Genomic DNA, 21407 nt, shown 5'->3' on the forward strand with positions numbered 1-21407 from the left:
TGCCGCGCCAACCCGCTGCCGAGCCGCGAGGTTCCGCTTGAGCCGGGGGCGTGCGGGGCGTAGGTTCGCATTTCGTTCTGGTTCGGGAGGGCCGCGTGGAGGTTGGGATAGTGATCGTCGTCGGAGTGATTGCGCTGATCGTCGGCGCGGCGCTTGGCTGGCTGCTCGGCAGCCGTGGCGGCGAGCAGGTCACGGCGGTCGCCGATTCGCTCCGGCTGCAGCTCGACGGGGTGCGCGAGGAACGCGATTCGGCGCGCGGCGAGGTCGAGCGAATACGCAGCGCGAGCGAGCTGACGCAGCGCGAGCTGGCGGCGCTGCAGGCCGACAGTCGCAACTTCGAGGCCCGGCTCAAGGATCTCCAACAGTCGAAGGACGCGCTGATCGCGCAGATGCGCGAGGTCGGCGACCAATTGCTCGAGCGGGCGCAAAAGGATTTCCTCGAGAAGGCGGGCGAGCGCTTCACCGCCGCGGACAAGGCGAGCGAAACCAAGCTGAAGGCGCTGCTGCAGCCGGTCGAGACGACGCTCAAGCGCTACGAGGAGGGGCTCCAGCGGGTCGAGAAGGAGCGGGTCGACCATTATGCCGGACTGCGCGAGGCGGTCGAGCTGATGCGGGTCGGCCAGGGCCAGGTGCGCGACGAGGCGCGGCGGCTGGTGACCGCGCTGACCTCCTCGCCCAAGCAGCGCGGGCGGTGGGGCGAGCGAAGCCTTGAGAATGTGCTGACCCAGGCCGGTCTGGTGAAGGGCATCGACTTTCACATGGAAGTGTCGGTCGAGGGCGAGGACGGGCGGTTGCGGCCCGATGCGGTGATCCACCTGCCGCAGGGGCGCGAGCTGATCGTCGACGCCAAATGTTCGCTGAACGCCTATCTCGACGCGTGCGACGAGGTCGACGACGACAAGCGCGCGCTGTGCTTCAAGGCGCACCTGGCGTCGATCGTGCGCCATTCGCAGCAGCTTGGAAGCAAGAATTACTGGGCCGAATTCGGCGATTCGGCCGAGTTCGTGATCATGTACATCCCCGGCGAGCACTTCCTGTCGGCGGCGCTCGACCAGGATCCCGAGCTGTGGGAGAAGGCGTTCCAGAACAAGGTGCTGCTTGCCACGCCGACCAATTTGGTCGCCATCGCGCGCACCGTGGCGAGCGTCTGGCGGCAGGAAAAGCTGATGGAGTCGGCCGAGGAAATCGCCAATCTCGGCAAGGAGTTGCATTCCAGGCTTGCGACCATGGCGCAGCATATGGAGCGGGTCGGCAAGAACCTCTCGACTGCCAATACGGCCTATAACCAGATGGTCGGGAGCTTCGAGAGCCAGGTGTTCAGCCAGGCGCGGCGGTTCGAGGCGCTTGGCGCGGGAAGCGCCAAGGAACTGCCGGTCACGCCCATGGTCGAGGCCAGCCCGCGCCCGCTGACCAAGCTCGCCCCGCCGAAAAAGGGCGCCAACGAGGACGACGCGGCGGCGTAAGGCGCTAGGGGCGTTCGGGCAGGAATTCGGTCAGCAGCCAGCCGCGCTCGTTCCACAGGCGCATGCGGCGGTTGTCGCTGGTGCCGGCGATCCACATCGGCTGGGCGAGGATGGCGAAACCTATGTTTTCGAGCGCCATCGGGTCGGGCCGTGCTGCAGTGCCGCGCGGGCAGGCCATTTCGGTCACCGCGAGCGGCTCGGCGAGGAGGCGGCCGCCGGCGATTCGGAAGCGGCCGGAGCCGAGGTTGCAGCCGAAATTGGCGGTGATCCGCCCGCGCTCGAGCTGCATCGAGCCGTCGATCGCGGTGCCGTTGAGGCTGACGATGCGCCACTCGCCGTCGAGGCCGCTGGCTTCGAAGCTGGCCTGATCGGGGACGGTGGCGCAGCCGGCGAGGGCGGCGGCGGCCATCGCGAGCAGCGCGCGGATCATCGCCGCGGCTGGCCGCGCTCGTCGGTCGCGGCGAACCACGACGCGGCGGCGCCGCAGCCGCGATAGTCGCGGCCGTCGACCGTCACCTGGACCGAATCCGGATAGACCCGGTCGCTCATGCCGTCGGAACAACGCGCGTGGACGATGTTCACGTGGATCCGCGGGGTTTGGTAGATGTCGCCGGCGAAGCCGTGGATCGGGCGCGGGGTCGGCTCGAGGACGGGCGTGACGTCATTGCCGCGATCGGTGAAGGTCATCGTGTTGGTGATGACTAGGTCCCAGAACGGCTCGGTGCCGATCGCGCGATAGGGCTCGGCGGGCGGGGGCGGCGGGGTCGTCGCGCAGCCGGCGGCGAGCAGCAGGAAAGGGGCAGTCCAGCGCATCGCGCGAGCCTAGCCGATCAGCCGCGATGGCGCCATGCGGCACGGATGTGGAACGCCATCACCGCGGTGGCGGCAGCGGCGTTGAGGCTGTCGGCCCTGCCCAGCATCGGCATTTTGACGGTGAGGTCGCATTCGGCCTCATATTCGGGCGGCAGGCCCTGGCTTTCGTTGCCGACGAGCAGGAAGCAGGGCTGGTCGTAGGTCGCGTCGAGATAGTCGGTGTCAGTGCGCAGGCTGGTCCCGACCAGCTGGCCGGGTCCGGCGCGGAGCCAGGCGACAAATTCGTCCCAGCGCGCGGTGGCGATGGTTTGCGTGAAGATCGCGCCCATCGAGGCGCGCACCGCCTCGACGCTGAACGGGTCGGCATGGTCGTCGATCAGGATCAGGCCGCCGGCGGCGACCGCGTCGCCGGTGCGCAGGATGGTGCCGATGTTGCCGGGATCGCGCAGCGCCTGGGCGACGATCCACAGCGGGGCGGCGGAGCGATTGAGGCGGGCGAGGTCGGTGGCGGGCGCCGGATAGACGGCGAGCACCATCTGCGGATTGTCCTTGCCGCTCATCTTGGCGAGGATGTCGGGCGTGGTCTCGATGACGTCGGTGCCGTGATCGAGCGCCTGGTGGACGATCTCGCGGGCCAGCGGGTGGAGCGGTGGGGCGTAGACCAGGGCGTCGGGGAGGAGGCCTGAGTCGCGCGCCTCGGCGATGATCCTGAGCCCCTCGGCGAGGAAGCGGCCCTCGGCGCGGCGCGCCTTCTTGTCGCGCAACGAGCGGATGCGCTTCACCGTATCGTTGGAAAAGGAGTCGATTCGGCGGATCACTCTTCGCCGAACCGCCCTTCGACCAGCGCGACCAATTGCTCGAGCGCGCTGTCGCAATCGGCGCCCGAGCAATGGATGGTGATGGTGTCGCCCATCGCCGCGCCGAGCATCATCAGCCCCATGATCGAGGTTCCGGTGACCCGGTTGCCGTCCTTCTCGACCGCCACCTCTACGCCGTCGCCGAGGCCGTGGACGAGGTTGACGAACTTGGCGCTGGCGCGCGCGTGGAGCCCGCGGCGGTTGGCCACGGTGAGGGTGCGCGCGCAGGCGCTCAAGCGGCGGCCTCGCCGAGGATCTCGGACGCGACGGAGATGTACTTGCGGCCGGCCTCGCGGGCGGCGGCGACCGCGGCGCGGACGCCCATCACCTTGCGCGCGCCCTCGAGCCGGATCAGCATCGGCAGATTGACCCCGGCGATGACCTCGATCCCGGTGTCCTTCATCAGGCTGATGGCGAGGTTGGACGGGGTGCCGCCGAACAGATCGGTGAGGATGATCACGCCCTCGCCCGAATTGACTCGCGCGATCGCCTCCGCGATCTCGCCGCGGCGCTGCTCCATGTCGTCGTCGGCGTCGATGCAAATGCCCTCGATCCCGGTCTGCGGGCCGACGACATGCTCCAGCGCGATGATGAACTCGACCGCCAGGTCTTGCCGGCCGCCCAATAGCGGGGAACGAGGCCGGTTAGAAGCGCCTGGCAAGATTCCATCATCTGCTGCCAGCCGGGATCGGCCGAGCAATAGTCGCGCACCGGCTGGTCGAGCCCGGTCAGCGGGCGAAGCTCGTCGATCCAGTGCGGGTTGGGCACGAAGCGCATGTCGAACACTAGGTCGGCGGTGCGCGAGATGCCGCGCGCGAAGCCGAACGAGGCGATGGTGACGATCGGCCGGTCGCGGTCCTCGTCGTAGCGGCGGCGAAGCTCGTCGCGCAGCATGACCGGCGTGAGGTCGGTGGTGTCGAGCACCGAGTCGGCGGCGTTGCGCAGCGCGGCGGTGATCCCGCGCTCGCGGGCGATGCCGTCCTCGGCCGGGCGGTCGGGCGCGAGGGGATGGCGCCGGCGAGTCTCGTCGTAGCGGCGGATGAGCTCGGCCCCGGCGCAGTCGAGATAGAGGATCTCGGGCCGAACGCCCTCAACCGAACGGATGATGGCGGGCAGGCGCTCGGCATCGAAGCCGCGGCTGCGTGCGTCCATCCCGACCGCGACCGGGGTGCGTCGCCGGGCGTCGCGCTCGCCGTGGACGAAGTCGGCGATCAGCGCGACGGGGAGGTTGTCGACCGTGTCCCAGCCCATGTCCTCGAGCACGTCGAGCACGGTCGACTTGCCGGCGCCGGACATGCCGGTGACCAGCAGAAGCCGGGGGAGCGAGCGATCGGTCATTTGGGAAGGCCGAAATGATCGAGCGCGAGCGCGACCTTGGCCGCCGCCGAGGCGGTTCGCGCGTCGATGCTGACCAGCGGCACGGCAATCGCGCAGAAGGTGCGGCTGCGGCTGTCGTCGGGCATCCGCTCCATGTCGCCGCCGAGCTCGACCGCCAGCGCGACCGGCGTGTCGCCGGTGGGAGCGATGTCGACGATCCCGAGCCCGCGCACCTCGAGCTTGCCGCGGATGGTGTTGGGCGCCGAGGCGATCAGCCGCTCGCCGTCGCGCCGGACGATGGTGCGGTCGTCGCTGACCAGCGCGAAGCCGTGGTCGAAGAGGCGCAGCGCAAGGTCGGACTTGCCCGAGCCGGACTGGCCCAGCAGCAGCACCGCGCGGCCATCGCGGGCGACGCTGGTGGCGTGGAGGTTCTCGGACGAAAGGCGGTCGCTCATGTCAGGTCCGCCGCGGGCAGGACGATGGTGAAGCGCGCGCCCGACGGCGCGTCGTCGCGGTCCTCGACCTTGATCGTTCCGTCATGGCCTTCGACGATGGCCCGGGCGATGGCCAGGCCGAGGCCGCTGTGGCGGCCGAAATGCTCGGTTTCGGGCCGCACCGAATGAAAGCGGTTGAAGATCGCCTCGCGCAGCTCCCCGGGCACACCGGGGCCCTCGTCGTCGACCCGGATCAAGATGTTGTCGCCGAGCCGGATCGCAGCGACCTCGACCAGCCCACCGGGCGGCGAGAAGCTGATCGCATTGTCGACGATGTTGTCGATCGCGCGGGCCAGCCGGTTCGGCTCGCCCATCACCACCGCACTCGACTTGCGTGGACGGGCGAAGGCGATGCGCACATTGCCGGTTTCGCGACGCTGCTCCCACACGCCGACCAATTGTTCGATCAGCTTGCCGAGATCGACTTCCTCGAAGCTGGCGCGGGCCAGTTCGGCGTCGGTCCGGGCCGCCTCGCCGACGTCGCCAATCAGCCGGTCGAGCCGGTTGACGTCCTGGCGGATGACATCGGTCAGCTGCGCCTTCAGCGCCGGGTCCTCGACCTTGTCGAGCGTGTCGACCGCGCTGCGCAGCGAGGCGAGGGGATTCTTGAGCTCGTGGGTGACATCGGCGGCGAACGCCTCGATATTGTCGATCCGCATGCGCAGCGACTGGCTCATGTCGCTGACCGCGCGGGCCAGGGTCCCAATCTCGTCGCGGCGCGAGGGCAGGCGGGGGACCCGCACCTCACGCGCGCGGCCGAGGCGGACCCGGTGGGCGGCGAGCGCGATCCGGCGGAGCGGCCGGACGATGGTTCGGGCGAGGAACAGCGACAGCAGGATCGACAGCAACGTAGCGAGCGCGAGAGCGATGGCGAGGGTCGCGCGCTGGCTGCGCACGGTGCGGGTGAGGTTGCGGTCGTTCTTGGTCACCAGCAGGCGCGAGCCGTCGGCGAGCAGCGAAGCGCCGACGAACACCGGCGTCAGGTCGGCCGCGCTGCGGATGGTGACGACCGGCTTTGCGCCGGCGGCGCCGAGCTCGCTCCAAGCGGCGGCGCGGTCTTCGGCGGGCTCGACGAAGTCGGGCGGGGGGCGGGTCCCGACCAGCGCGTTGAAGCCGCGGTCGAGCGCCCGTGCGACGTTCTTGCGCCACGCTTCGGAAGCCGGATCGCGCAGGCGATAGGCCGGCTCGCCAATCGCGAAGCTGTCGGCGATGCGGCGGCCGTCGCGCGCGTAGAGCCGGAGGCGGGCGCCGTTGGCGACCCCGATCTCGCTCAGCAGCGGCTCGCGCTCGGCGGCGCTGGTGCGGTTGATCGCTTCGGCGGCAATCGCGGTCTCGCTGGTCAGCCGGTCGAGCCGCTCGGCGGTGATGCGGTTGCGGTAGCTGTCGAGATAGAGGACCGACAAGGCGAAGATCACCAGAGTCAGGACGTTGACCGCAAGGATGCGGTGGGTGAGCGTCCAGCGCCCCGACCAGGTCAGGGCGAGGTCCTGCTCGTCAGTCCTCGCTGAATCGGTAACCGACGCCATAGAGCGTCTCGATCCCGTCGAAGCCGTCGTCGACGGCGCGGAACTTGCGGCGGATGCGCTTGATATGGCTGTCGATGGTGCGATCGTCGACATAGACGTCGTCCTGGTAAGCCACGTCAAGCAGCTGATTGCGGGATTTGACCACCCCCGGGCGCTGGGCCAGCGCCTCGAGGATGAGGAATTCGGTGACGGTCAGCGTGACGTCCTTGCCGTCCCAGCCGATCTTGTGGCGGGCCGGGTCCATCACCAGCCGGCCGCGCTCGATCAGCGCCTCGCGCTCGCCGTCGCTGCCGTCCAGCGCCGCGCCGCGGTCGAGGTCGCGGCGGCGCAAGAGCGCGCGGATCCGGGCGACCAGGAGGCGCTGCGAGAAGGGCTTGGCGATATAATCGTCGGCCCCCATCGCGAGGCCGAGCGCCTCGTCCATCTCGTCGTCCTTGGAGGTCAGGAAGATGACCGGGGTGGCGCCGAGCGCTCCGCCCATTTCGCGCAGCCGGCGGAGCAATTCCATGCCGTCCATCTGCGGCATCTTGATGTCGAATACGGCCAGGTCAGGCGGGTTGTCGGCGAAGGCCCTCAGCGCCGCGGCGCCATCGGAATAGACGCGGGTGACGAAGCCCTCGGCCTGCAGCGCGATCGACACCGAAGTGAGGATGTTGCGGTCGTCGTCGACGAGCGCGATGGCATGGCTCATGGCAGGTGCGAATAAGCGGCGCGAGGGCCCAGGACAAGCGACCAGCGGCGCTTTGACCGCCCCGCCTTTCGCTTGTATAGCTTCGGCACGGGAGTGGCGGCAGTCCGGCAGCGGGCGCCGCCCTCATGCTATTGGAAGACGAAAAAGGGGATGTTGACGGTGAGCGAGCGTATTCCTGCGCAGAAGCTGGATTCCCAAGGGATCGAGACGGGCGCCCGGATCCACTGGAACCTGACCACCGCGCCGCTGATCGAGCAGGCGGTGCTGCGCGAGGAAGGCCAGCTCGCCAAGGACGGTCCGCTGGTGGTTCGCACCGGCAAGCACACCGGCCGAAGCGCCCAGGACCGATTCGTCGTCAGGAACAGCGTCAGCGACGGCGCGGTGTGGTGGGGCAAGTCGAACCGGCCGATGGACGCCGATGCGTTCGACCGGCTGCACCAGGATTTCCTCGCCGCACTCAAGGACAAGGACGAGCTGTTCGTCGCCGATCTCTATGGCGGATCGCAGCCCGAGCACCGGGTCAAGGTGCGGGTGGTCAACGAGCTCGCCTGGCACAATCTGTTCATCCGCACTTTGCTGGTCCGCCCCGAGGCGAGCGAGCTGGCCGACTTCGCGCCCGAATATACGATCATCGACCTGCCGAGCTTCCGCGCCGATCCCGAGCGCCACGGCTGCCGCAGCGAAACTGTGATCGCGGTCAACCTCGAGCAGAAGCTGATCCTGATCGGCGGCACCAAATATGCCGGCGAGATGAAGAAGAGCGTGTTCGGCCTGCTCAACTTCATCCTGCCCGAAAAGGGCATCATGCCGATGCACTGTTCGGCCAACATCGGCGCAGATGGTGATACCGCCGTGTTCTTCGGGCTTTCGGGCACCGGCAAGACGACGTTGTCGGCGGACCCGAAGCGGACGCTGATCGGCGACGACGAGCATGGCTGGTCGGACACCGCCGTGTTCAACTTCGAGGGCGGTTGCTATGCCAAGATGATCCGCCTGTCGGCCGAGGCCGAGCCGGAGATCTTCGCCACGACCAAGCGCTTCGGCACCGTGCTCGAGAATGTCGTGATGGACCCGGTGACGCGCGAGCTCGCCCTCGACGACAACAGCCTCGCCGAGAACAGCCGCGGCGCCTATCCGATCGACTTCATCCCCAATTCGTCCGAGCGGAACATGGGGCCGGTGCCGCGCACCATCGTCATGCTCACTGCCGACGCGTTCGGCGTGCTTCCGCCGATCGCGCGGCTGACCCCGGACCAGGCGATGTACCACTTCCTGTCGGGCTACACTGCCAAAGTGGCGGGGACCGAGATCGGCGTGACCGAGCCGGAAGCGACCTTCTCGACCTGCTTCGGGGCGCCGTTCATGCCGCGCCACCCGTCGGTCTACGGCAATCTCCTGAAGAAGCGCATCGCCGAGGGCGACGTCACCTGCTGGCTGGTCAACACCGGCTGGACCGGCGGCAAGTACGGCGTCGGCAAGCGCATGCCGATCAAGGCGACGCGCGCCTTGCTCGACGCGGCGCTCGACGGAAGCCTCAACCAGGCCGAATTCCGCAAGGACCCGAATTTCGGGTTCGAGGTGCCGGTCGCGGTTCCGGGCGTCGACAGCGCGATCCTCGACCCGCGTTCGACCTGGGCCGACAAGGCGGAATATGATTCGACGGCGGCCAAGCTGGTCGACCTGTTCGTCGACAATTTCGCCGAATTCGCGCCGCATGTCGAAGAGGGCGTCCGTCAGGCCGGGCCGCAACAAAGGGCGACCGCCGCCGCCTGACCTGCCCGATCATCGCGGATCGGGCCTCTTCGAAAGCCCGCTCCCGATGACCGATTTGCCGATCCGCCGCTTCGCCAGCGAAGCCGCCATTGCCTCCGTTGGCGAGCGCCTGCTCGACTGCACCCTGCCGCGCGCCGAATGGACCCATGAGGCGCATCTTGCCGCCACCGCGTGGCTAGTCGCGCGCCGCCCCGACATCGACCTCGACCGCGAGCTCCCCGCGATCATCCGGCGATACAATGCGAGCGTCGGGGGCGTGAACGATGATCGCCAAGGCTATCACGACACGCTCACGCGCGCCTATCTGCACGGCATTCGCTGGTTCGTGGCGCAGGTGGAACCGGGCCCGCTCGACCGGGTCGTCGACCAACTCCTCGGAAGCGATGTCGGCCGCCGCGACTGGCCGCTGCGCTTCTGGTCAAAGGCGCGCTTGTTTAGTGTCGAGGCGCGCCGCGGCTGGGTCGCGCCCGACCTTGCGCCACTGCCGCGGGTCGCCTCGAGCGGACATCCATGCTAGGATGCGTCCATCACGAGGTTCTCATTCCCTGAAGGCGTCTTTGTGACCGGGAGACGTTCGCGCTCTCGCTTTCGGCTGAGGATTTTCCCCATGATCTACTCCCGCTTCGACTCCGGCGCCGCGGTGCGCGCATGAGCCGCGTGCTGCTGCTCAACATGAGCGCCGACACCGCGACCATCGAGTGCGGCAAGCTCGGGGTCGGGATTTCCGCGCTCGAGCCGCTGACCAGCGGCGGCATCCGCCTGGTGTGCATGAGCTCCGACGGCGCCAAGACCGCGCGCAAGAAGTTCAATTCCAAGCTGATCAAGGGCGAGGTGATGCGGACCCGCCACCGCCCGACCCGGCCCCTGTGGTAGGCGCCTAGCTCCGCGCCGACGCCACGTAGGCGGCGACGTTCCTGGCAAGCACGTCCATCGGCACGTTGCCGCCCTTCACCACCGCGTCGTTGAAGGCCTTCAGGTCGTAGGCCGGGCCGAGCGCTGAGCGTGCGAGCTCGCGCTGGCGCAGGATCTCGCTGTGACCGATCTTGTAGCCGCAGGCCTGGGCCGGCCAGCTGCAATAACGGTCGACTTCGCTTGCGGCGGCCGAGCCGATCTCGTCAGCGAAGTATTGGATCGCCTGCTGGCGGCTCCAGCGTTTGGCGTGGAGGCCGGTGTCGACCACCAGCCGGCAGGCGCGGAAGGCGAGGCTCTGGAGATAGCCGAGCTTGCCGACCTCGAACCGGTCGTAGGCGCCGAGCTCGTCCATCAATTGCTCGCCGTACAGCGCCCAGCCTTCGGAATAAGCGTTGAACGAGAGGAGGGTGCGGATCAGCGGCAATCGGTTGGCATATTCGCCCTGCCAGACGTGCCCTGGGATCGCCTCGTGCGCGGCCAGGCTCGGCAAATCGTAGCGGCGGTGCATGTCCGTGGTGTGGAGGTTGATCCAGAACTTGCCGGGGATGGTGCCGTCGATCGAGCCGGCGCCGCCATAGGCGCCGGGCGCGCCGGGCTCCTCCTCGGGCGGCAGCCGCTTCACCTCGAGATTGGCGCGCACCAGCGTGTTGAAGGCGCGCGGGGTAAGGCCGCGAAAGGTGCCGATCCATTCGTCGAGATAGGCCATGATTTCGGCCCGGCCAGGATCGCCGTCGCGAAACTTGTACTTTGGGTCCTTGGCCAGAGCGACCATCCGCTGGCCGACCGAGCCGGAGGCGTAGCCGTTGCGCTTGAGGATCGAATCCATCCGCGACTGGAGCTCGGCGAGTTCGCGGCGGCCGGTCTCGTGAATCTCGTCGGGCGACAGCGAGGTGGTAGTCGAGGCCTTGAGCGCCCAGGCATAATAGGCATCGCCGCCCGGCCGCGCCCACATGCCGGGCTCGCTGGTGGCGCGGGCGCGCTGGATTCTCAGTTCGTCCAACTGGCGGGCGAGTGCGGGCGCGATCCGCGCGGTGACGATGGTGCGGGCGCGGCCCTCCCAGTCGCCGGGGAAACTGCCGGTGCGCTTGACGAGACTGTCGACCAGCCCGCCGCCCGAGCGCGCTCCGGCGAGACTCTTGGTGAGTTGCGCGATCGCCTTGTCGAGCAACAAAGCGGGCGGGATCAGGCCCTTGCCGCGCGCGTCGCGGATTCGGCCGAGCTCGCCGTCGAGTTGCATCGCCATCGAGTCGAGCCGGGCGAGGTAGGCCTCGGCGTCGGCCGGGTTACGGATCTGGTGGTCGGCGTCGAGGAAGCGCGGCGTGTCGAGGTAGGCGCCGACGTTCTGGATCACGACATAGGGCGTGTTGCGCCAGCTGCCGACGGCGACGTCGCCATAGGGCAGCGCGAAGCCCTCGAGGCTGGTCCGATAGGCCGACTTGACGACTTCGAAGCTGGTCCGCGTCGACGCATCGAGCGCGCTGGTGTCGACCGCTTCGGCGCGCGCGAGGTCGGCGCGCAGGATGGCGGCGATCTTTTGCTGGCCGGCAGCCGAGCGGTCCTTGAGCCGCGAGCGCAGCGCCGCCCGGGCGCCGCTGTCGATGCCGAGTGACGTCGCCTGCTCGGGGTCGGTCCACAACAGATTCTCGGCGATCGAATCGAGCAGTGCCTTGGCGGCGGCGGGGTCGAGCGGGCCTGCCGGGCGGACGAGTGTCTGGGCGCAGCCGGGGAGCAGCGCCGCCGAGGCGAAGGCGCCGCTGCCCGCGAGCAGTTCGCGCCGGGTGAATTCACGCATCACTGGTTCCTCTGTCCGCTGCGATCGCCCGCGATGGGCCGACGATCAGGCAATTGCCCTCAACCGCCAGGATTTCCACCCGGCTTCCGGCCGCCGCCGGCCCGCCGCGCGCGGTCCATTCGCCGTCGCCGAGCCGGACCCGGCCGCCATGTTCGTCGATCGGGTCGACCACTTGCGCGCTTCGCCCGACCAGCCGGCCGGCGGGATCGTTGAGCCCGATCTGCTGCTCGGCGGTGCCCGGCTCGGCATACCAGCGCTTGCCGATCATCAGCGCCAGACCGGTGTAGATCACGAACAGCGCCAGTTGCGGCGCGACGCCGAGGTCGAACAGCAGGGTGAACAGGCCGGTGGCGATCGCCGCGACCCCGAGGAACACGAGGAAAAAGCCGGGCGCGACGACTTCGGCGATCAGCAGCACGAGGCCGCCGATCGCCCACAGCCAGCCGGGATCGAGATCGCTCACTGGGCGTCCTTGACGGTCGGCACGCGCGTGGTCACCGCCGGAGTGGCGGTGGCGTCTGGACCGATCACGCTGCGCGCGAGCTCGCCGATCCCGCCAAGCGTGCCGATCAGCTGGGTCGCCTCGACCGGGAACAGGATGGTCTTGGCGTTGGGCGAGGTGGCGAACTTGCCGAGCGCCTCGACATATTTCTGGGCGATGAAATAGTTGATCGCCTGGGTGTTGCCGCCCTCGATCGCCTGGCTCACCGACTTGGTCGCATTGGCCTCGGCCTCGGCCGAACGTTCGCGCGCCTCGGCCTCGCGGAAGGCGGCTTCCTTCATGCCCTCGGCGGCGAGGATCTTGGATTGCTTTTCGCCCTCCGCCTCGAGGATCGCGGCGGCGCGCAGCCCCTCGGCCTCGAGAATCGCGGCGCGCTTCTCGCGCTCGGCCTTCATCTGCCGCGCCATGGCGTTGGAGATGTCCTGCGGCGGCCGGATGTCCTTCAGTTCGACACGGGTGATCTTGACCCCCCACGCCTCGGTCGCGTGATCGACAACGGCGAGCAGCCGGGCGTTGATCTCGTCGCGCTTGGACAGGGTCTCGTCGAGGTCCATCGAACCCATCACGGTGCGCAGATTGGTGGTCGAGAGCGCCATGATCGCCGAATAGAGGTCGCTCACCTCATAGGCCGCCTTGGCGGCGTCGAGCACCTGGAAGAACACGACGCCGTCGACCGCGACCATCGCATTGTCCTTGGTGATGATTTCCTGGCCCGGGATGTCGACGACCTGCTCCATGACGTTGATCTTGCGCCCGACGCGATAGACGAACGGCGTGACGAGGTTGAGGCCCGGCTCGGCGACGCGCACGAACTTGCCGAAGCGTTCGATCGTGTAGCGATGTCCCTGGTGGACAATCTTGACGCTCATCAGCACGAAGATCAGAGCCAGGACGGCGAGCGCAATCAGGAAGGTGGTCATGGGATTTCCTCGGCGGGTTGCGGCCATGATGCAAAAGCCTCGGCTTGCGGGGAAGGAAAATCGGACATGAGGCTCGATCTTTTCGGCCGGCCGGCGCTGCTGTTCCTGCCGGCCAGCCGGGCCAGCGCGATTTCACGGGCGCGGACCAGCGGCGCCGACGTGGTCATCCTCGACCTCGAGGACGCGGTACGGCCTGAGGACAAGGAGACGGCGCGCTCGGCGGCGGTGGCGGCGGCGGGCGAGGACTGGCTCATGCCGGTCGGGATCCGAGTCAACCTGCTGGGCTCGGGCGGCGCCTTGCCGGAGGACGTCGCGGCAGTGGCGGAATCTCGCGCCGACTTCATCGTCCTGCCCAAGGCGGACGGCGGCATCGGCGAACTCGCCCGGGCGAGCGGCAAGCCGGTGGTGGCGATGGTCGAGACTCCGGCCGGGGTGCTCGCCCTGCGCGAGATGGTGCGCGACAGCGGGATCGCCGGCCTGATTGCCGGAACCAACGATCTCGCCGCCGAGCTCGGGCTTCCGGTCGGTGCCGGGCGAGAGCCGCTGCAGATGGCGCTGCAGTCGATCGTGCTGGCGGCTCGGGCAGGGGGAATGCCGGCATGGGACGGGGTGTTCAACCGGCTCGACGATGCGGTCGGGCTCGAGGCCGAGGCGCGTTCGGGGCGGACGCTGGGCTTCGATGGCAAGAGCCTCATCCACCCCGACCAGATCGCGCCGTGCAAAGCGGCGTTCGCACCCTCGCCGGAAGAGATCGCGCGCGCCGAGCGGCTGGTCGCGGCGGCGCGCGGCGGGGCGCAGCGCTTCGAGGAGCAGATGATCGAGGCGATGCACGTCGAGGCGGCGCGGCGCGTGCTGGACCGCCGGTGAGGCGCGCCCTTGCCGTCGTCGCCGCGCTCGCAGCGCTGGCCGCGGGAAGCTGCGCGACGGTTCCACCGCGCAGCGCGGTTGCGCCGGTCAGCGACGCCGAGCTGCGCGCGACCATCGCCGTCTTGTCGGACGACCGGTTCGAAGGGCGAATGAGCGGGACCGTCGGCGAGCAGCGGACGATCGCCTATTTGACGGAAGAATTGACGCGGCGCGGTGCGGTCGGCGGAATGCCGGATGGCAGTTTCACCATGCGGTTCGCGATCGCCGCACAGAAGCGGACGGTGCCGCCCGAGGGTGGCGGGCTCCCCGCCGGGCAGGCGGAGTTCACTCGCGCGATCAATGCGGCGGGAGTGACTGCGAGCCACAACGTCATCGGCCGGGTGCTTGGCCGGCGTCCGGACGGGCGAGCGGTGCTGCTGATGGCGCATTGGGACCATCTCGGCCTGTGCCGCCCGGCCGGGGCGCCCGACCGCATCTGCAACGGCGCGGTCGATAATGCGAGCGGCACCGCGGCGGTGCTTGCGCTGGTCGAACGCGTGCGGGCGCTGAAACTCGACCGCGACGTGTGGTTCGTGTTCACCGGGGCGGAGGAATGGGGACTGCTCGGCGCCAAGGCGTTTGCCGCCGCTCCGCCGCTGCCGCTCGCAAGCATCGTCGCCGGCTTCAATCTCGACACCATCGCCGTTGCCCCCAAGGGCATGCCGGTGGCGATCGTCGCCCCGCCGAACTCGCCGCTCGAGCCGCTAGTGAGGAGCGCAACGAGAGCGCTGGGGCGCAAGTGGGACGGCGACGGGGAGGCTGCCGCCTTCATCCAGCGCCAGGACGGCTGGCCGCTTGCCCAGCGCGGCGTGCCGATGGCGATGGCTGGTGGGAGCTTCAGCGACATGGCGCGGCTGAGGGCCTTCTTCACCGGCGCCTACCACGGACCCGAGGACGAGCTCACACCGGCGAGCGATCTCGGCGGGGCGGTCGAGGATGCCAATCTCCATCTCGAGCTGGTCCGCCGGGCGGCCTCGCGCAGCTTCCGGCCCGGCCGCCGCTAGCTTGGCGAATCGGCTTAAGATTGGCATGGGCCGATATGGCCCGACAGAATCACCGTGACATCCCGCTTGGACTGACCTTCGACGACGTGCTGCTCCAGCCGCGCGAGTCGAGCGTGCTGCCGAGCGGCGCCGATACGCGCAGCATCCTGACCAAGGCGATCCCGCTCAACATCCCGATCCTGTCGTCGGCGATGGACACGGTGACCGAGACCAACATGGCGATCGCCATGGCCCATCTCGGCGGCATCGGCGTGCTTCACCGCAACCTCGACGTCGAGGCGCAATGCGCCGCGGTGCGCGCGGTCAAGCGCTTCGAGAGCGGCATGGTGGTCAACCCGATCACCATGCGCCCCGACCAGACGCTGGCCGAAGCGCTCGAGCTGATGAGCGTTCACCGCATCAGCGGAATCCCGGTGGTCGAGGCCAACGGCAAGCTCGCCGGAATCCTCACCAACCGCGACGTGCGCTTCGCCGAGAAGCCCGGCCAGCCGGTCGCCGAGCTGATGACCCGCGACAATCTCGCGACCGTCCCGCAAGGCACCAGCCAGGAGGACGCGCGGCGAATCCTGCACCAGCGGCGAATCGAGAAACTGCTGGTGGTCGATAGCGGCGGCCATTGCGTTGGGCTGATCACCGTCAAGGACATCGAGAAGTCGGTCGCGAGCCCGTTCGCGACCAAGGATGGCGACGGGCGCCTCCGGGTCGCCGCGGCGACGACGGTCGGCGAGGCCGGGTTCGAGCGCAGCCGGGCGCTGATCGAGGCGGGGGTCGATTGCGTGGTGATCGACACCGCGCACGGCCATAATCGCGAGGTCTCGGCCGCGGTCGGGCGGGTCAAGGCGCTGAGCAACGCGGTGCAGGTGGTCGCGGGCAATGTGGCCACCGCCGACGCTGCCGCGGCGCTGGCCGACGCCGGCGCCGACGCGATCAAGGTCGGCATCGGGCCAGGATCGATCTGCACGACTCGGATTGTCGCCGGCGTCGGCGTGCCACAGCTGACGGCCGTCCTCGACGCCGCCGAGGCTGCCGAAAAGGCCGACGTGCCGGTGATCGCCGATGGGGGCATCCGTACCTCGGGCGACATCGCCAAGGCGCTCGCGGCCGGCGCATCAACGGTAATGGTCGGCTCGCTGCTTGCGGGCACCGAGGAAGCGCCCGGCGAAACTTTCCTTTACCAGGGGCGGGCCTACAAATCCTATCGCGGCATGGGCAGCGTCGGCGCCATGGCGCGCGGATCGGCCGACCGCTATTTCCAGCAGGACATCAAGGACCAGCTGAAGCTGGTGCCCGAAGGCATCGAGGGCCAGGTGCCGTTCAAGGGCCCGGTGCGCGACATCGTCCACCAATTGGTCGGCGGGGTGAAGGCCGCGATGGGTTACACCGGATCGGCCACGATTGCCGAGCTCCAGGACCGCGCGCGGTTCGTTCGGATCACCAACGCGGGGTTGAGCGAGAGCCATGTCCACGACGTCGCCATCACCCGGGAAGCGCCCAATTATCCGACCCGCTAGTCGATGACACCCGCCGCGCGAGTCCAGGCTGCGATCGAGATCCTCGATCTGGTAATTGCCTCGGCGCAGTCCGACGGGGCGCCGGCCGACGCCATCGTGACCGCTTATTTCAAGACGCGCCGCTATGCTGGGTCGAAGGATCGCCGGGCGGTGCGCGAACTGGTGTTCGCGGCGATCCGGGCGGTCGCGGAGCGGCCGGCGAGCGGGCGAGCGGCGATGCTTGCGGTCGCCGCGCGGGATGCCGAGTTGGCGGCGCTGTTTGATGGTTCGCCGCATGGGCCGGCGCCGATCGGCGACGAGAAGGGGACAGCTGCCAGTGCGGAGACTGTCCCCGGATGGCTGATCTCGGAATTCTCGCCGCTGGTGACCGCGGCCGAATGGCCCGCGCTGCTCGAGCGCGCGCCGCTCGACCTGCGCGCCAATGTCGCTCGCACCAGCCGCGAGGCGCTGCTCCGGCAATTCGAGGGGGCCGCACAGACGCCGTTGAGCCCGTGGGGCGTGCGCCTGCCCCCGGACCAGCGGATCGACCAGCATCCCGCAATCCTCGCCGGCGAGGCGGAGGTTCAGGACGAGGGTAGCCAGCTGATCGCGTTGGCCTGCGCGCCGAAGGATGGAATGCGCATCCTAGATTTGTGCGCGGGCGCCGGCGGCAAGGCGCTGGCGCTGGCCGCTGCCGCCCCGGGCGCGCAGATCCTCGCCACCGACACCAACCGCCAGCGCCTGTCGCGGCTCGCGCCGCGCGCCGAGCGGGCGGGGGCGGCGATCGCCACCCGATTGCTCGACGGCGGGCGCGAGGCGGAGCAGCTCGCCGAGCTCGCCGGCCGCTTCGACGTCGTGCTGGTCGATGCGCCGTGCAGCGGGTCGGGGACATGGCGACGCAACCCGGAGGGGCGCTGGCGCCTGACGCCCGAGCGCCTGGCGAAATTGGAAGGTGCGCAGGAGCGACTGCTCGACATCGCCGCGCCGCTCGTACGGCCGGGTGGCGCGTTGGTCTATGCGGTTTGCTCACTATTGGGGCGCGAAGGTGCCGGGCAGATCGGTGCTTTCTTAGGCCGTCATTCATCTTGGCTGGGGCAGGACATATTGCCGACGATCGGGCGTTGTGACGGCGCGGGCCGGCTCTTGACCCCGGCCCACGACCATACCGACGGCTTTTTCGTCGCCAGCGTGAAGGCGCCGTGTTAAGCCTCGGCGCCAGTCTATGGAGAGCCTGATGCGCCTGTCGCCTTTGATCCTGCTGTGCGGTCTCGCCGCTTCGTCCATGGCGGTGCCGGTTGCCGGTCAGCGCGCCGACGACCAGATTACCCCGCAATCCATGGCGGCGCTGAAGCGCGGCGAGGTGCTGATCGACGCCGGCAAATATGTCGAGGCCGACGATGCGCTCGAGGCGGCTTTGGTGCTCGACCCCAAGAACCGCGCGGCCTTCGTGGCAATGGCGCGGGTGGCGATGAAGCAGAAACTCTACGGCCAGGCGATCCGCTACACCAATCGCGCGCTGGCGCTCGAGCCGACCGACCGCGCCGCGCTTGCGCTTCAGGGCCAGGCGATGGTCGAGGCCGGCGCCACCCCGCGCGCCCGCGAGACCCTCGCGAAGCTGCAGAAGCTGTGCGCCTCGACCTGCCCCGAAGCGGCGACTCTGAGCGCCGCCATCGCGCGCGGTCCGACACTTGCGGCGGCCAAGCCGACGACGCCGGCGACCACCAAGAAGAATTAGGTCGCGTCCAGCCGCCGCGCGACGCGGACGTAATCGGCGACGCCAAGCGTTTCCGCCCGCCGGGCGGGGTCGATCCCTTCGACGGTTAGCGCGTCGAGCGCGCCCGGCAACTCCTTGAGGCTCTGGCGGAGCATCTTGCGGCGCTGGCCGAACGCGGCCGCGGTCAGCCGCTCGATGGTCGCGTGCCTCACGCCGTCCGGCGCGTCTTCAGGGACGATGTGAACGACCGCGCTCATCACCTTGGGCGGCGGGACGAATGCGCTGCGATGCACCAGCATGGCGATCCGCGCGCGGCTGCGCCAGCCGGCGGCCACGGCGAGCCGGCCGTAGTGGTCGCTGCCGGGCGCGGCGACGATCCGCTCGACGACCTCGCGCTGGAACATCAGCGTCAACGACGCCCACCACGGCGGCCACGCTTCGCCGCCGAGCCAGCGCAGCAGCAGCGCGGTGCCGACATTGTAGGGCAGGTTGGCGACAACATGAGCGCCTTCGCCCGCCACCGAGCGCTCATCGACCTCGAGCGCGTCGCCCTCGATGACCTTGAGGCGGCCGGTGAATTCCGCTTCGAGTTCGGCCAGAGGCGCGATGCAGCGACGGTCGCGCTCGACCGCGACGACCCGTGCTCCGGCGTCGAGCAGGGCGCGGGTCAGGCCGCCGGGGCCCGGCCCGACTTCGTAGACCGTGCGTCCGGCCAGATCGCCGGGGACCGCGGCAATCCGCGCGAGCAGCTGGCGGTCAAGGATGAAGTTCTGGCCGAGCGCCTTGCTCGCGGCGAGGTCGTGGCGGGCGATGACCGCGCGCAGCGGCTCGGGCTCGCTCACGCCGGACCGAAGGCGCGGCGGTGGTCAGCGCTCGACTGCGCCATGCGAATCGCGGCGGCCATCGCGCGCGGGTCGGCGCGGTCCTGGCCGGCAATGTCGAAGGCCGTGCCGTGGTCTGGCGCGGTCCGCACGAGCGGCAGGCCGAGGGTGATGTTGACCCCTTCCTCAAAGTGCAGCGCCTTCAACGGGATCAGCGCCTGATCATGGTACATGCACAGCGCCGCGTCGTAACGCGAGCGGGCGGCGGCGTGGAACATGGTGTCCGCAGGCAGCGGGCCGATCACCTGCCAGCCGTCGGCGCGAAGCAGATCGATCGCCGGGCCGATGATTTCGATCTCCTCGCGGCCGAGTGCTCCGCCCTCGCCGGCATGAGGATTGAGGCCGGCCACCGCCAGCCGCGGTTCGGGGATGCCGAACAGGCGCTGGAGGCCGCGCATCGTCGCCCGGCCACGCGCCGCGACCAGCGACGGCGTCAGCCGAGCGGGCACGTCGGCAAGCGAAACGTGGGTGGTCACCGGCACGGTGCGCAGCGTCGGACCGGCGAGCATCATCGCGACATTGGGCGCGGCGATGCCGCAGCGCTCGGCGATGAATTCGGTCTGGCCCGGATGCGTGAAGCCGATCCCGTAAAGCTGCTCCTTGCTCACCGGGCCGGTCACCACCGCCTCGGCGCTGCCGGAGCGGGCCAGGCCGATGGCGAGCTCGAGCGAGTCGAGCGAACAGTGCGCGCCGGGGCCGGTGGGATGGCCGGGCATCGAGTGTTCGGATGCCGCGACGTGCAGCAGCGGAAGCCCGAAATCGAACGCCGCATCGGCGTCCGCCGGATCCTCGATCAGCTCGACCGGCCCGTCCCACACCGCCGCGATGGAGCGCACGTCGCCGATCGCGACGAACGGCGGAAGGTCGAAAGCGGCGCGCGAATCCCAGCATTTGGCGACCACTTCGGGGCCGATCCCAGCTGGGTCGCCAAGCGCTACGGCAAGCGGGCGGGCAGGGGGCAAGGGCATCGCCGACCCCTTAGCCGTGACGCCTAGCGGAAGTCGATGACCGCATCCCGCCGAAGATCGCGCAGATAGCGCCGGGCGCGCAGATTGACGCGCTCCTCGTTCAACTGGGCGAAGATCTGGTCATAGGTCGGCATGGTCGGGTCGGCGACATCGCGCCCGCACAGCACGAGCACGCGCACGCCGTCCTCAAGCGAGCCGATCGGCTGGGTCGCTTGGCCGATCTGCATGGCCGTGATCATCTGCTGGAGCACCGGCGGAAGTTCGCGCAGCTTGACGTTGTCCGCCTCGACCACTTCAGCCTTGAAGTCGGCGGCAAGTTTTTCGGCGCCGCCGCAGCCGCCGATGCTGCGCGAGGCCTGGGCAAAGCGGGCGACCACCGGCTCGGCGACCTGGCGGCTGGTGCCGGCCGGGAACTTGATCGACACTTGCTTCATAGTGAGCACGGCATCGCGCGGATCGGCGGTAAGCACCTTGCGCACGTCCTGGACGGCAATGATCGAAATCCCGCCCGGGACCGGGATCGGCGCCGAGATCTGGCCCGGCGCCATCTGCCGCATGACCGCCGCAATCGGTTCGGGCAACTGCTCCGGCCTGACCCAGCCGAGGTCCCCGCCGACCGCCGCAGTCGACGCTTGCGAAAACTGGCGCGCATAAGCGACGAACGATCCGCCCTGGCGAATGCCGTCGATGATCTGGGCGGCGTTGGCGCGGGCCTGATCCATCGTCGCCGCGGTCGCGGGAATGTAGATCTCACCGACGCGATACTGCTGCGAGCCCTTCGACGCTTCGAGCCGCTCGAGCACCGCCTTGACCTCGTCCTCGCCGACGCTCGACCGGCTCTCGATCTTTTGGCCCTGGATCCGGCGCCATGCGATCTCGCCGTGGATCTGGCGGCGGACGGTCCGGATCGAGGCGCCGCGAGCCTTCAGGTACTCGGCCATCTGATCGGGGGTCTGCTTGACGTTGGCGGCGACCCGCTCGACCGTCCGGTCGATCTCGGCCTCGGTGATTTCAATTTCAGCCGACTTGGCGGCCTGGATCTGGAGCGTCTCGTCGATCAGGTTGCTGAACACCTGCTGGCGAAGCCGCTCGAGCTCTTCCGCGCTCGGCTGTGCATCGCTGGCAATCAACAGGAACGCCAGCCTTTGATTGATATCGGTCTGGGTGATGACCTCGCCGTTGACGATCGCGGTGGCCTTGATGACGTCCGGCATGCGGCTTCCGAACACGGTGACATTCTCCGGCAGCCCGAGCGGATTGGCGCTCGTCAACGGATTGTCCTGAGCGAAGGCGCCGCCCGCGATCAACGCCGCGGCGGTCGTGCTCGCCAGCACCGCCAGTACCTTGCTCCTCATCGATCCCACCCTTGAAATTCCTTGTCTGT

The 21407-nt window shown here is 69.1% G+C and carries 23 protein-coding genes and 1 pseudogene; 9 read left to right on the forward strand and 15 right to left on the reverse strand.

Annotated features, from left to right (window positions below):
• Positions 1 to 95 precede the first annotated feature (95 nt).
• Positions 96 to 1463: a DNA recombination protein RmuC gene (locus tag D0Z60_RS03895; protein WP_118857037.1), complete on the forward strand. Its 1368-nt coding sequence runs from the start codon at positions 96 to 98 to the stop codon at positions 1461 to 1463.
• A 4-nt stretch (positions 1464 to 1467) separates the two neighbouring features.
• Here D0Z60_RS03895 and D0Z60_RS03900 read toward each other — a convergent pair whose 3' ends face one another.
• The 9 genes and pseudogenes from D0Z60_RS03900 to D0Z60_RS03940 all read right to left on the reverse strand — a co-directional run bounded on the left by D0Z60_RS03900 (position 1468) and on the right by D0Z60_RS03940 (position 7161).
• Positions 1468 to 1893 carry an META domain-containing protein gene (locus tag D0Z60_RS03900; RefSeq protein ID WP_118857038.1) on the reverse strand — a complete coding sequence of 142 codons (426 nt, stop codon included), beginning with the start codon at positions 1891 to 1893 and terminating at the stop codon, positions 1468 to 1470.
• The gene (locus tag D0Z60_RS03905; RefSeq protein ID WP_118857039.1) at positions 1890 to 2276 is read right to left on the reverse strand and encodes a hypothetical protein; all 387 of its coding nucleotides are present in this window, start codon (positions 2274 to 2276) and stop codon (positions 1890 to 1892) included. The genes D0Z60_RS03900 and D0Z60_RS03905 overlap by 4 nt, the downstream gene beginning before the upstream one ends.
• A gap of 17 nt (positions 2277 to 2293) precedes the next feature.
• Positions 2294 to 3094, reverse strand: a complete 801-nt coding sequence (locus tag D0Z60_RS03910) for a TrmH family RNA methyltransferase (protein WP_118857040.1) — start codon at positions 3092 to 3094, stop codon at positions 2294 to 2296.
• Positions 3091 to 3369 carry an HPr family phosphocarrier protein gene (locus D0Z60_RS03915; RefSeq protein ID WP_118857041.1) on the reverse strand — a complete coding sequence of 93 codons (279 nt, stop codon included), beginning with the start codon at positions 3367 to 3369 and terminating at the stop codon, positions 3091 to 3093. The genes D0Z60_RS03910 and D0Z60_RS03915 overlap by 4 nt, the downstream gene beginning before the upstream one ends.
• Positions 3366 to 3758, reverse strand: coding sequence for a PTS sugar transporter subunit IIA (locus D0Z60_RS03920; protein ID WP_240325532.1), 393 nt, complete (start codon positions 3756 to 3758; stop codon positions 3366 to 3368). Before D0Z60_RS03920 ends, D0Z60_RS03915 begins: the two co-directional genes overlap by 4 nt.
• 41 nt (positions 3759 to 3799) lie before the next feature.
• A pseudogene (locus D0Z60_RS03925) lies at positions 3800 to 4471 on the reverse strand (RNase adapter RapZ); the annotation flags it as partial.
• Positions 4468 to 4905 (reverse strand): HPr kinase/phosphorylase, encoded by a 438-nt coding sequence (locus D0Z60_RS03930; RefSeq protein WP_118857044.1) that lies wholly within the window; start codon positions 4903 to 4905, stop codon positions 4468 to 4470. The pseudogene D0Z60_RS03925 and the gene D0Z60_RS03930, both read right to left, overlap by 4 nt.
• On the reverse strand, positions 4902 to 6470 hold the full coding sequence (locus D0Z60_RS03935; protein ID WP_118857045.1) for a sensor histidine kinase: 1569 nt from the start codon (positions 6468 to 6470) through the stop codon (positions 4902 to 4904). The genes D0Z60_RS03930 and D0Z60_RS03935 overlap by 4 nt, the downstream gene beginning before the upstream one ends.
• Positions 6439 to 7161: a response regulator transcription factor gene (locus D0Z60_RS03940; RefSeq protein ID WP_118857046.1), complete on the reverse strand. Its 723-nt coding sequence runs from the start codon at positions 7159 to 7161 to the stop codon at positions 6439 to 6441. The genes D0Z60_RS03935 and D0Z60_RS03940 overlap by 32 nt, the downstream gene beginning before the upstream one ends.
• A gap of 150 nt (positions 7162 to 7311) precedes the next feature.
• On the opposite strand from D0Z60_RS03940, the gene D0Z60_RS03945 reads away from it, so the two are divergent.
• The 3 genes from D0Z60_RS03945 (at position 7312) to D0Z60_RS03955 (ending at position 9807) form a co-directional block, all read left to right on the forward strand.
• On the forward strand, positions 7312 to 8934 hold the full coding sequence (locus D0Z60_RS03945) for a phosphoenolpyruvate carboxykinase (protein WP_205421034.1): 1623 nt from the start codon (positions 7312 to 7314) through the stop codon (positions 8932 to 8934).
• Between the two features lie 46 nt (positions 8935 to 8980).
• A complete protein-coding gene (locus D0Z60_RS03950; protein ID WP_118857047.1) occupies positions 8981 to 9451 on the forward strand; it encodes a hypothetical protein in 471 nt (156 codons plus the stop codon).
• Between the two features lie 131 nt (positions 9452 to 9582).
• Entirely contained in the window at positions 9583 to 9807 is a 225-nt protein-coding gene (locus D0Z60_RS03955; RefSeq protein ID WP_118857048.1) for a hypothetical protein, read from the forward strand.
• Positions 9808 to 9811: 4 nt separating this feature from the next.
• On the opposite strand, the gene D0Z60_RS03960 is transcribed toward D0Z60_RS03955, so the two are convergent.
• From D0Z60_RS03960 to D0Z60_RS03970, 3 genes are read right to left on the reverse strand one after another with little or no spacing between them, the layout of a single operon-like run.
• On the reverse strand, positions 9812 to 11638 hold the full coding sequence (locus tag D0Z60_RS03960) for a DUF885 domain-containing protein (protein ID WP_118857049.1): 1827 nt from the start codon (positions 11636 to 11638) through the stop codon (positions 9812 to 9814).
• Entirely contained in the window at positions 11631 to 12101 is a 471-nt protein-coding gene (locus tag D0Z60_RS03965) for an NfeD family protein (protein WP_118857050.1), read from the reverse strand. The genes D0Z60_RS03960 and D0Z60_RS03965 overlap by 8 nt, the downstream gene beginning before the upstream one ends.
• On the reverse strand, positions 12098 to 13060 hold the full coding sequence (locus D0Z60_RS03970) for an SPFH domain-containing protein (RefSeq protein ID WP_118857051.1): 963 nt from the start codon (positions 13058 to 13060) through the stop codon (positions 12098 to 12100). Before D0Z60_RS03970 ends, D0Z60_RS03965 begins: the two co-directional genes overlap by 4 nt.
• Before the next feature lie 66 nt (positions 13061 to 13126).
• On the opposite strand from D0Z60_RS03970, the gene D0Z60_RS03975 reads away from it, so the two are divergent.
• Genes D0Z60_RS03975 through D0Z60_RS03995 form a run of 5 tightly spaced genes read left to right on the forward strand, consistent with a single transcriptional unit; the run spans position 13127 to position 18195 of the window.
• Complete coding sequence (locus D0Z60_RS03975; RefSeq protein ID WP_118857052.1) at positions 13127 to 13927, forward strand: HpcH/HpaI aldolase/citrate lyase family protein; 801 nt, start codon at positions 13127 to 13129, stop codon at positions 13925 to 13927.
• The gene (locus tag D0Z60_RS03980; RefSeq protein WP_118857053.1) at positions 13924 to 14970 is read left to right on the forward strand and encodes a M20/M25/M40 family metallo-hydrolase; all 1047 of its coding nucleotides are present in this window, start codon (positions 13924 to 13926) and stop codon (positions 14968 to 14970) included. The genes D0Z60_RS03975 and D0Z60_RS03980 overlap by 4 nt, the downstream gene beginning before the upstream one ends.
• A gap of 35 nt (positions 14971 to 15005) precedes the next feature.
• Complete coding sequence (guaB, locus tag D0Z60_RS03985; RefSeq protein WP_118857054.1) at positions 15006 to 16481, forward strand: IMP dehydrogenase; 1476 nt, start codon at positions 15006 to 15008, stop codon at positions 16479 to 16481.
• A 3-nt stretch (positions 16482 to 16484) separates the two neighbouring features.
• Complete coding sequence (locus tag D0Z60_RS03990) at positions 16485 to 17666, forward strand: RsmB/NOP family class I SAM-dependent RNA methyltransferase (RefSeq protein WP_118857055.1); 1182 nt, start codon at positions 16485 to 16487, stop codon at positions 17664 to 17666.
• Positions 17667 to 17694: 28 nt separating this feature from the next.
• Positions 17695 to 18195 carry a tetratricopeptide repeat protein gene (locus D0Z60_RS03995; RefSeq protein WP_118858427.1) on the forward strand — a complete coding sequence of 167 codons (501 nt, stop codon included), beginning with the start codon at positions 17695 to 17697 and terminating at the stop codon, positions 18193 to 18195.
• Here the strand turns inward: D0Z60_RS03995 and rsmA are convergent.
• Genes rsmA through D0Z60_RS04010 form a run of 3 tightly spaced genes read right to left on the reverse strand, consistent with a single transcriptional unit; the run spans position 18192 to position 21378 of the window.
• Positions 18192 to 19016 (reverse strand): 16S rRNA (adenine(1518)-N(6)/adenine(1519)-N(6))-dimethyltransferase RsmA, encoded by an 825-nt coding sequence (gene rsmA, locus D0Z60_RS04000; RefSeq protein ID WP_118857056.1) that lies wholly within the window; start codon positions 19014 to 19016, stop codon positions 18192 to 18194. The two genes, D0Z60_RS03995 and rsmA, sit on opposite strands and share 4 nt — an antisense overlap.
• Positions 19013 to 20023 (reverse strand): 4-hydroxythreonine-4-phosphate dehydrogenase PdxA, encoded by a 1011-nt coding sequence (gene pdxA / locus D0Z60_RS04005; protein WP_118857057.1) that lies wholly within the window; start codon positions 20021 to 20023, stop codon positions 19013 to 19015. Before pdxA ends, rsmA begins: the two co-directional genes overlap by 4 nt.
• Before the next feature lie 23 nt (positions 20024 to 20046).
• A complete protein-coding gene (locus D0Z60_RS04010; protein ID WP_118857058.1) occupies positions 20047 to 21378 on the reverse strand; it encodes a peptidylprolyl isomerase in 1332 nt (443 codons plus the stop codon).
• Positions 21379 to 21407: the final 29 nt, after the last annotated feature.

Source organism: Sphingomonas mesophila (genome assembly GCF_003499275.1).
Taxonomy (GTDB): domain Bacteria; phylum Pseudomonadota; class Alphaproteobacteria; order Sphingomonadales; family Sphingomonadaceae; genus Sphingomicrobium; species Sphingomicrobium mesophilum.

Bases quoted from the DNA above. Each gene is read 5' to 3' on its own strand.
- D0Z60_RS03990 (WP_118857055.1), top strand. From the start codon at position 16,485: ATGACACCCGCCGCGCGAGTCCAGGCTGCGATCGAGATCCTCGATCTG.
- D0Z60_RS03960 (WP_118857049.1), bottom strand. From the start codon at position 11,638: ATGCGTGAATTCACCCGGCGCGAACTGCTCGCGGGCAGCGGCGCCTTC.
- D0Z60_RS03900 (WP_118857038.1), bottom strand. From the start codon at position 1,893: ATGATCCGCGCGCTGCTCGCGATGGCCGCCGCCGCCCTCGCCGGCTGC.
- D0Z60_RS03945 (WP_205421034.1), top strand. From the start codon at position 7,312: ATGTTGACGGTGAGCGAGCGTATTCCTGCGCAGAAGCTGGATTCCCAA.
- D0Z60_RS03995 (WP_118858427.1), top strand. From the start codon at position 17,695: ATGCGCCTGTCGCCTTTGATCCTGCTGTGCGGTCTCGCCGCTTCGTCC.
- D0Z60_RS03950 (WP_118857047.1), top strand. From the start codon at position 8,981: ATGACCGATTTGCCGATCCGCCGCTTCGCCAGCGAAGCCGCCATTGCC.
- D0Z60_RS04010 (WP_118857058.1), bottom strand. From the start codon at position 21,378: ATGAGGAGCAAGGTACTGGCGGTGCTGGCGAGCACGACCGCCGCGGCG.
- D0Z60_RS03955 (WP_118857048.1), top strand. From the start codon at position 9,583: ATGAGCCGCGTGCTGCTGCTCAACATGAGCGCCGACACCGCGACCATC.
- D0Z60_RS03975 (WP_118857052.1), top strand. From the start codon at position 13,127: ATGAGGCTCGATCTTTTCGGCCGGCCGGCGCTGCTGTTCCTGCCGGCC.
- D0Z60_RS03935 (WP_118857045.1), bottom strand. From the start codon at position 6,470: ATGGCGTCGGTTACCGATTCAGCGAGGACTGACGAGCAGGACCTCGCC.
- D0Z60_RS03930 (WP_118857044.1), bottom strand. From the start codon at position 4,905: ATGAGCGACCGCCTTTCGTCCGAGAACCTCCACGCCACCAGCGTCGCC.
- guaB (WP_118857054.1), top strand. From the start codon at position 15,006: ATGGCCCGACAGAATCACCGTGACATCCCGCTTGGACTGACCTTCGAC.
- pdxA (WP_118857057.1), bottom strand. From the start codon at position 20,023: ATGCCCTTGCCCCCTGCCCGCCCGCTTGCCGTAGCGCTTGGCGACCCA.
- D0Z60_RS03905 (WP_118857039.1), bottom strand. From the start codon at position 2,276: ATGCGCTGGACTGCCCCTTTCCTGCTGCTCGCCGCCGGCTGCGCGACG.
- D0Z60_RS03970 (WP_118857051.1), bottom strand. From the start codon at position 13,060: ATGACCACCTTCCTGATTGCGCTCGCCGTCCTGGCTCTGATCTTCGTG.
- D0Z60_RS03940 (WP_118857046.1), bottom strand. From the start codon at position 7,161: ATGAGCCATGCCATCGCGCTCGTCGACGACGACCGCAACATCCTCACT.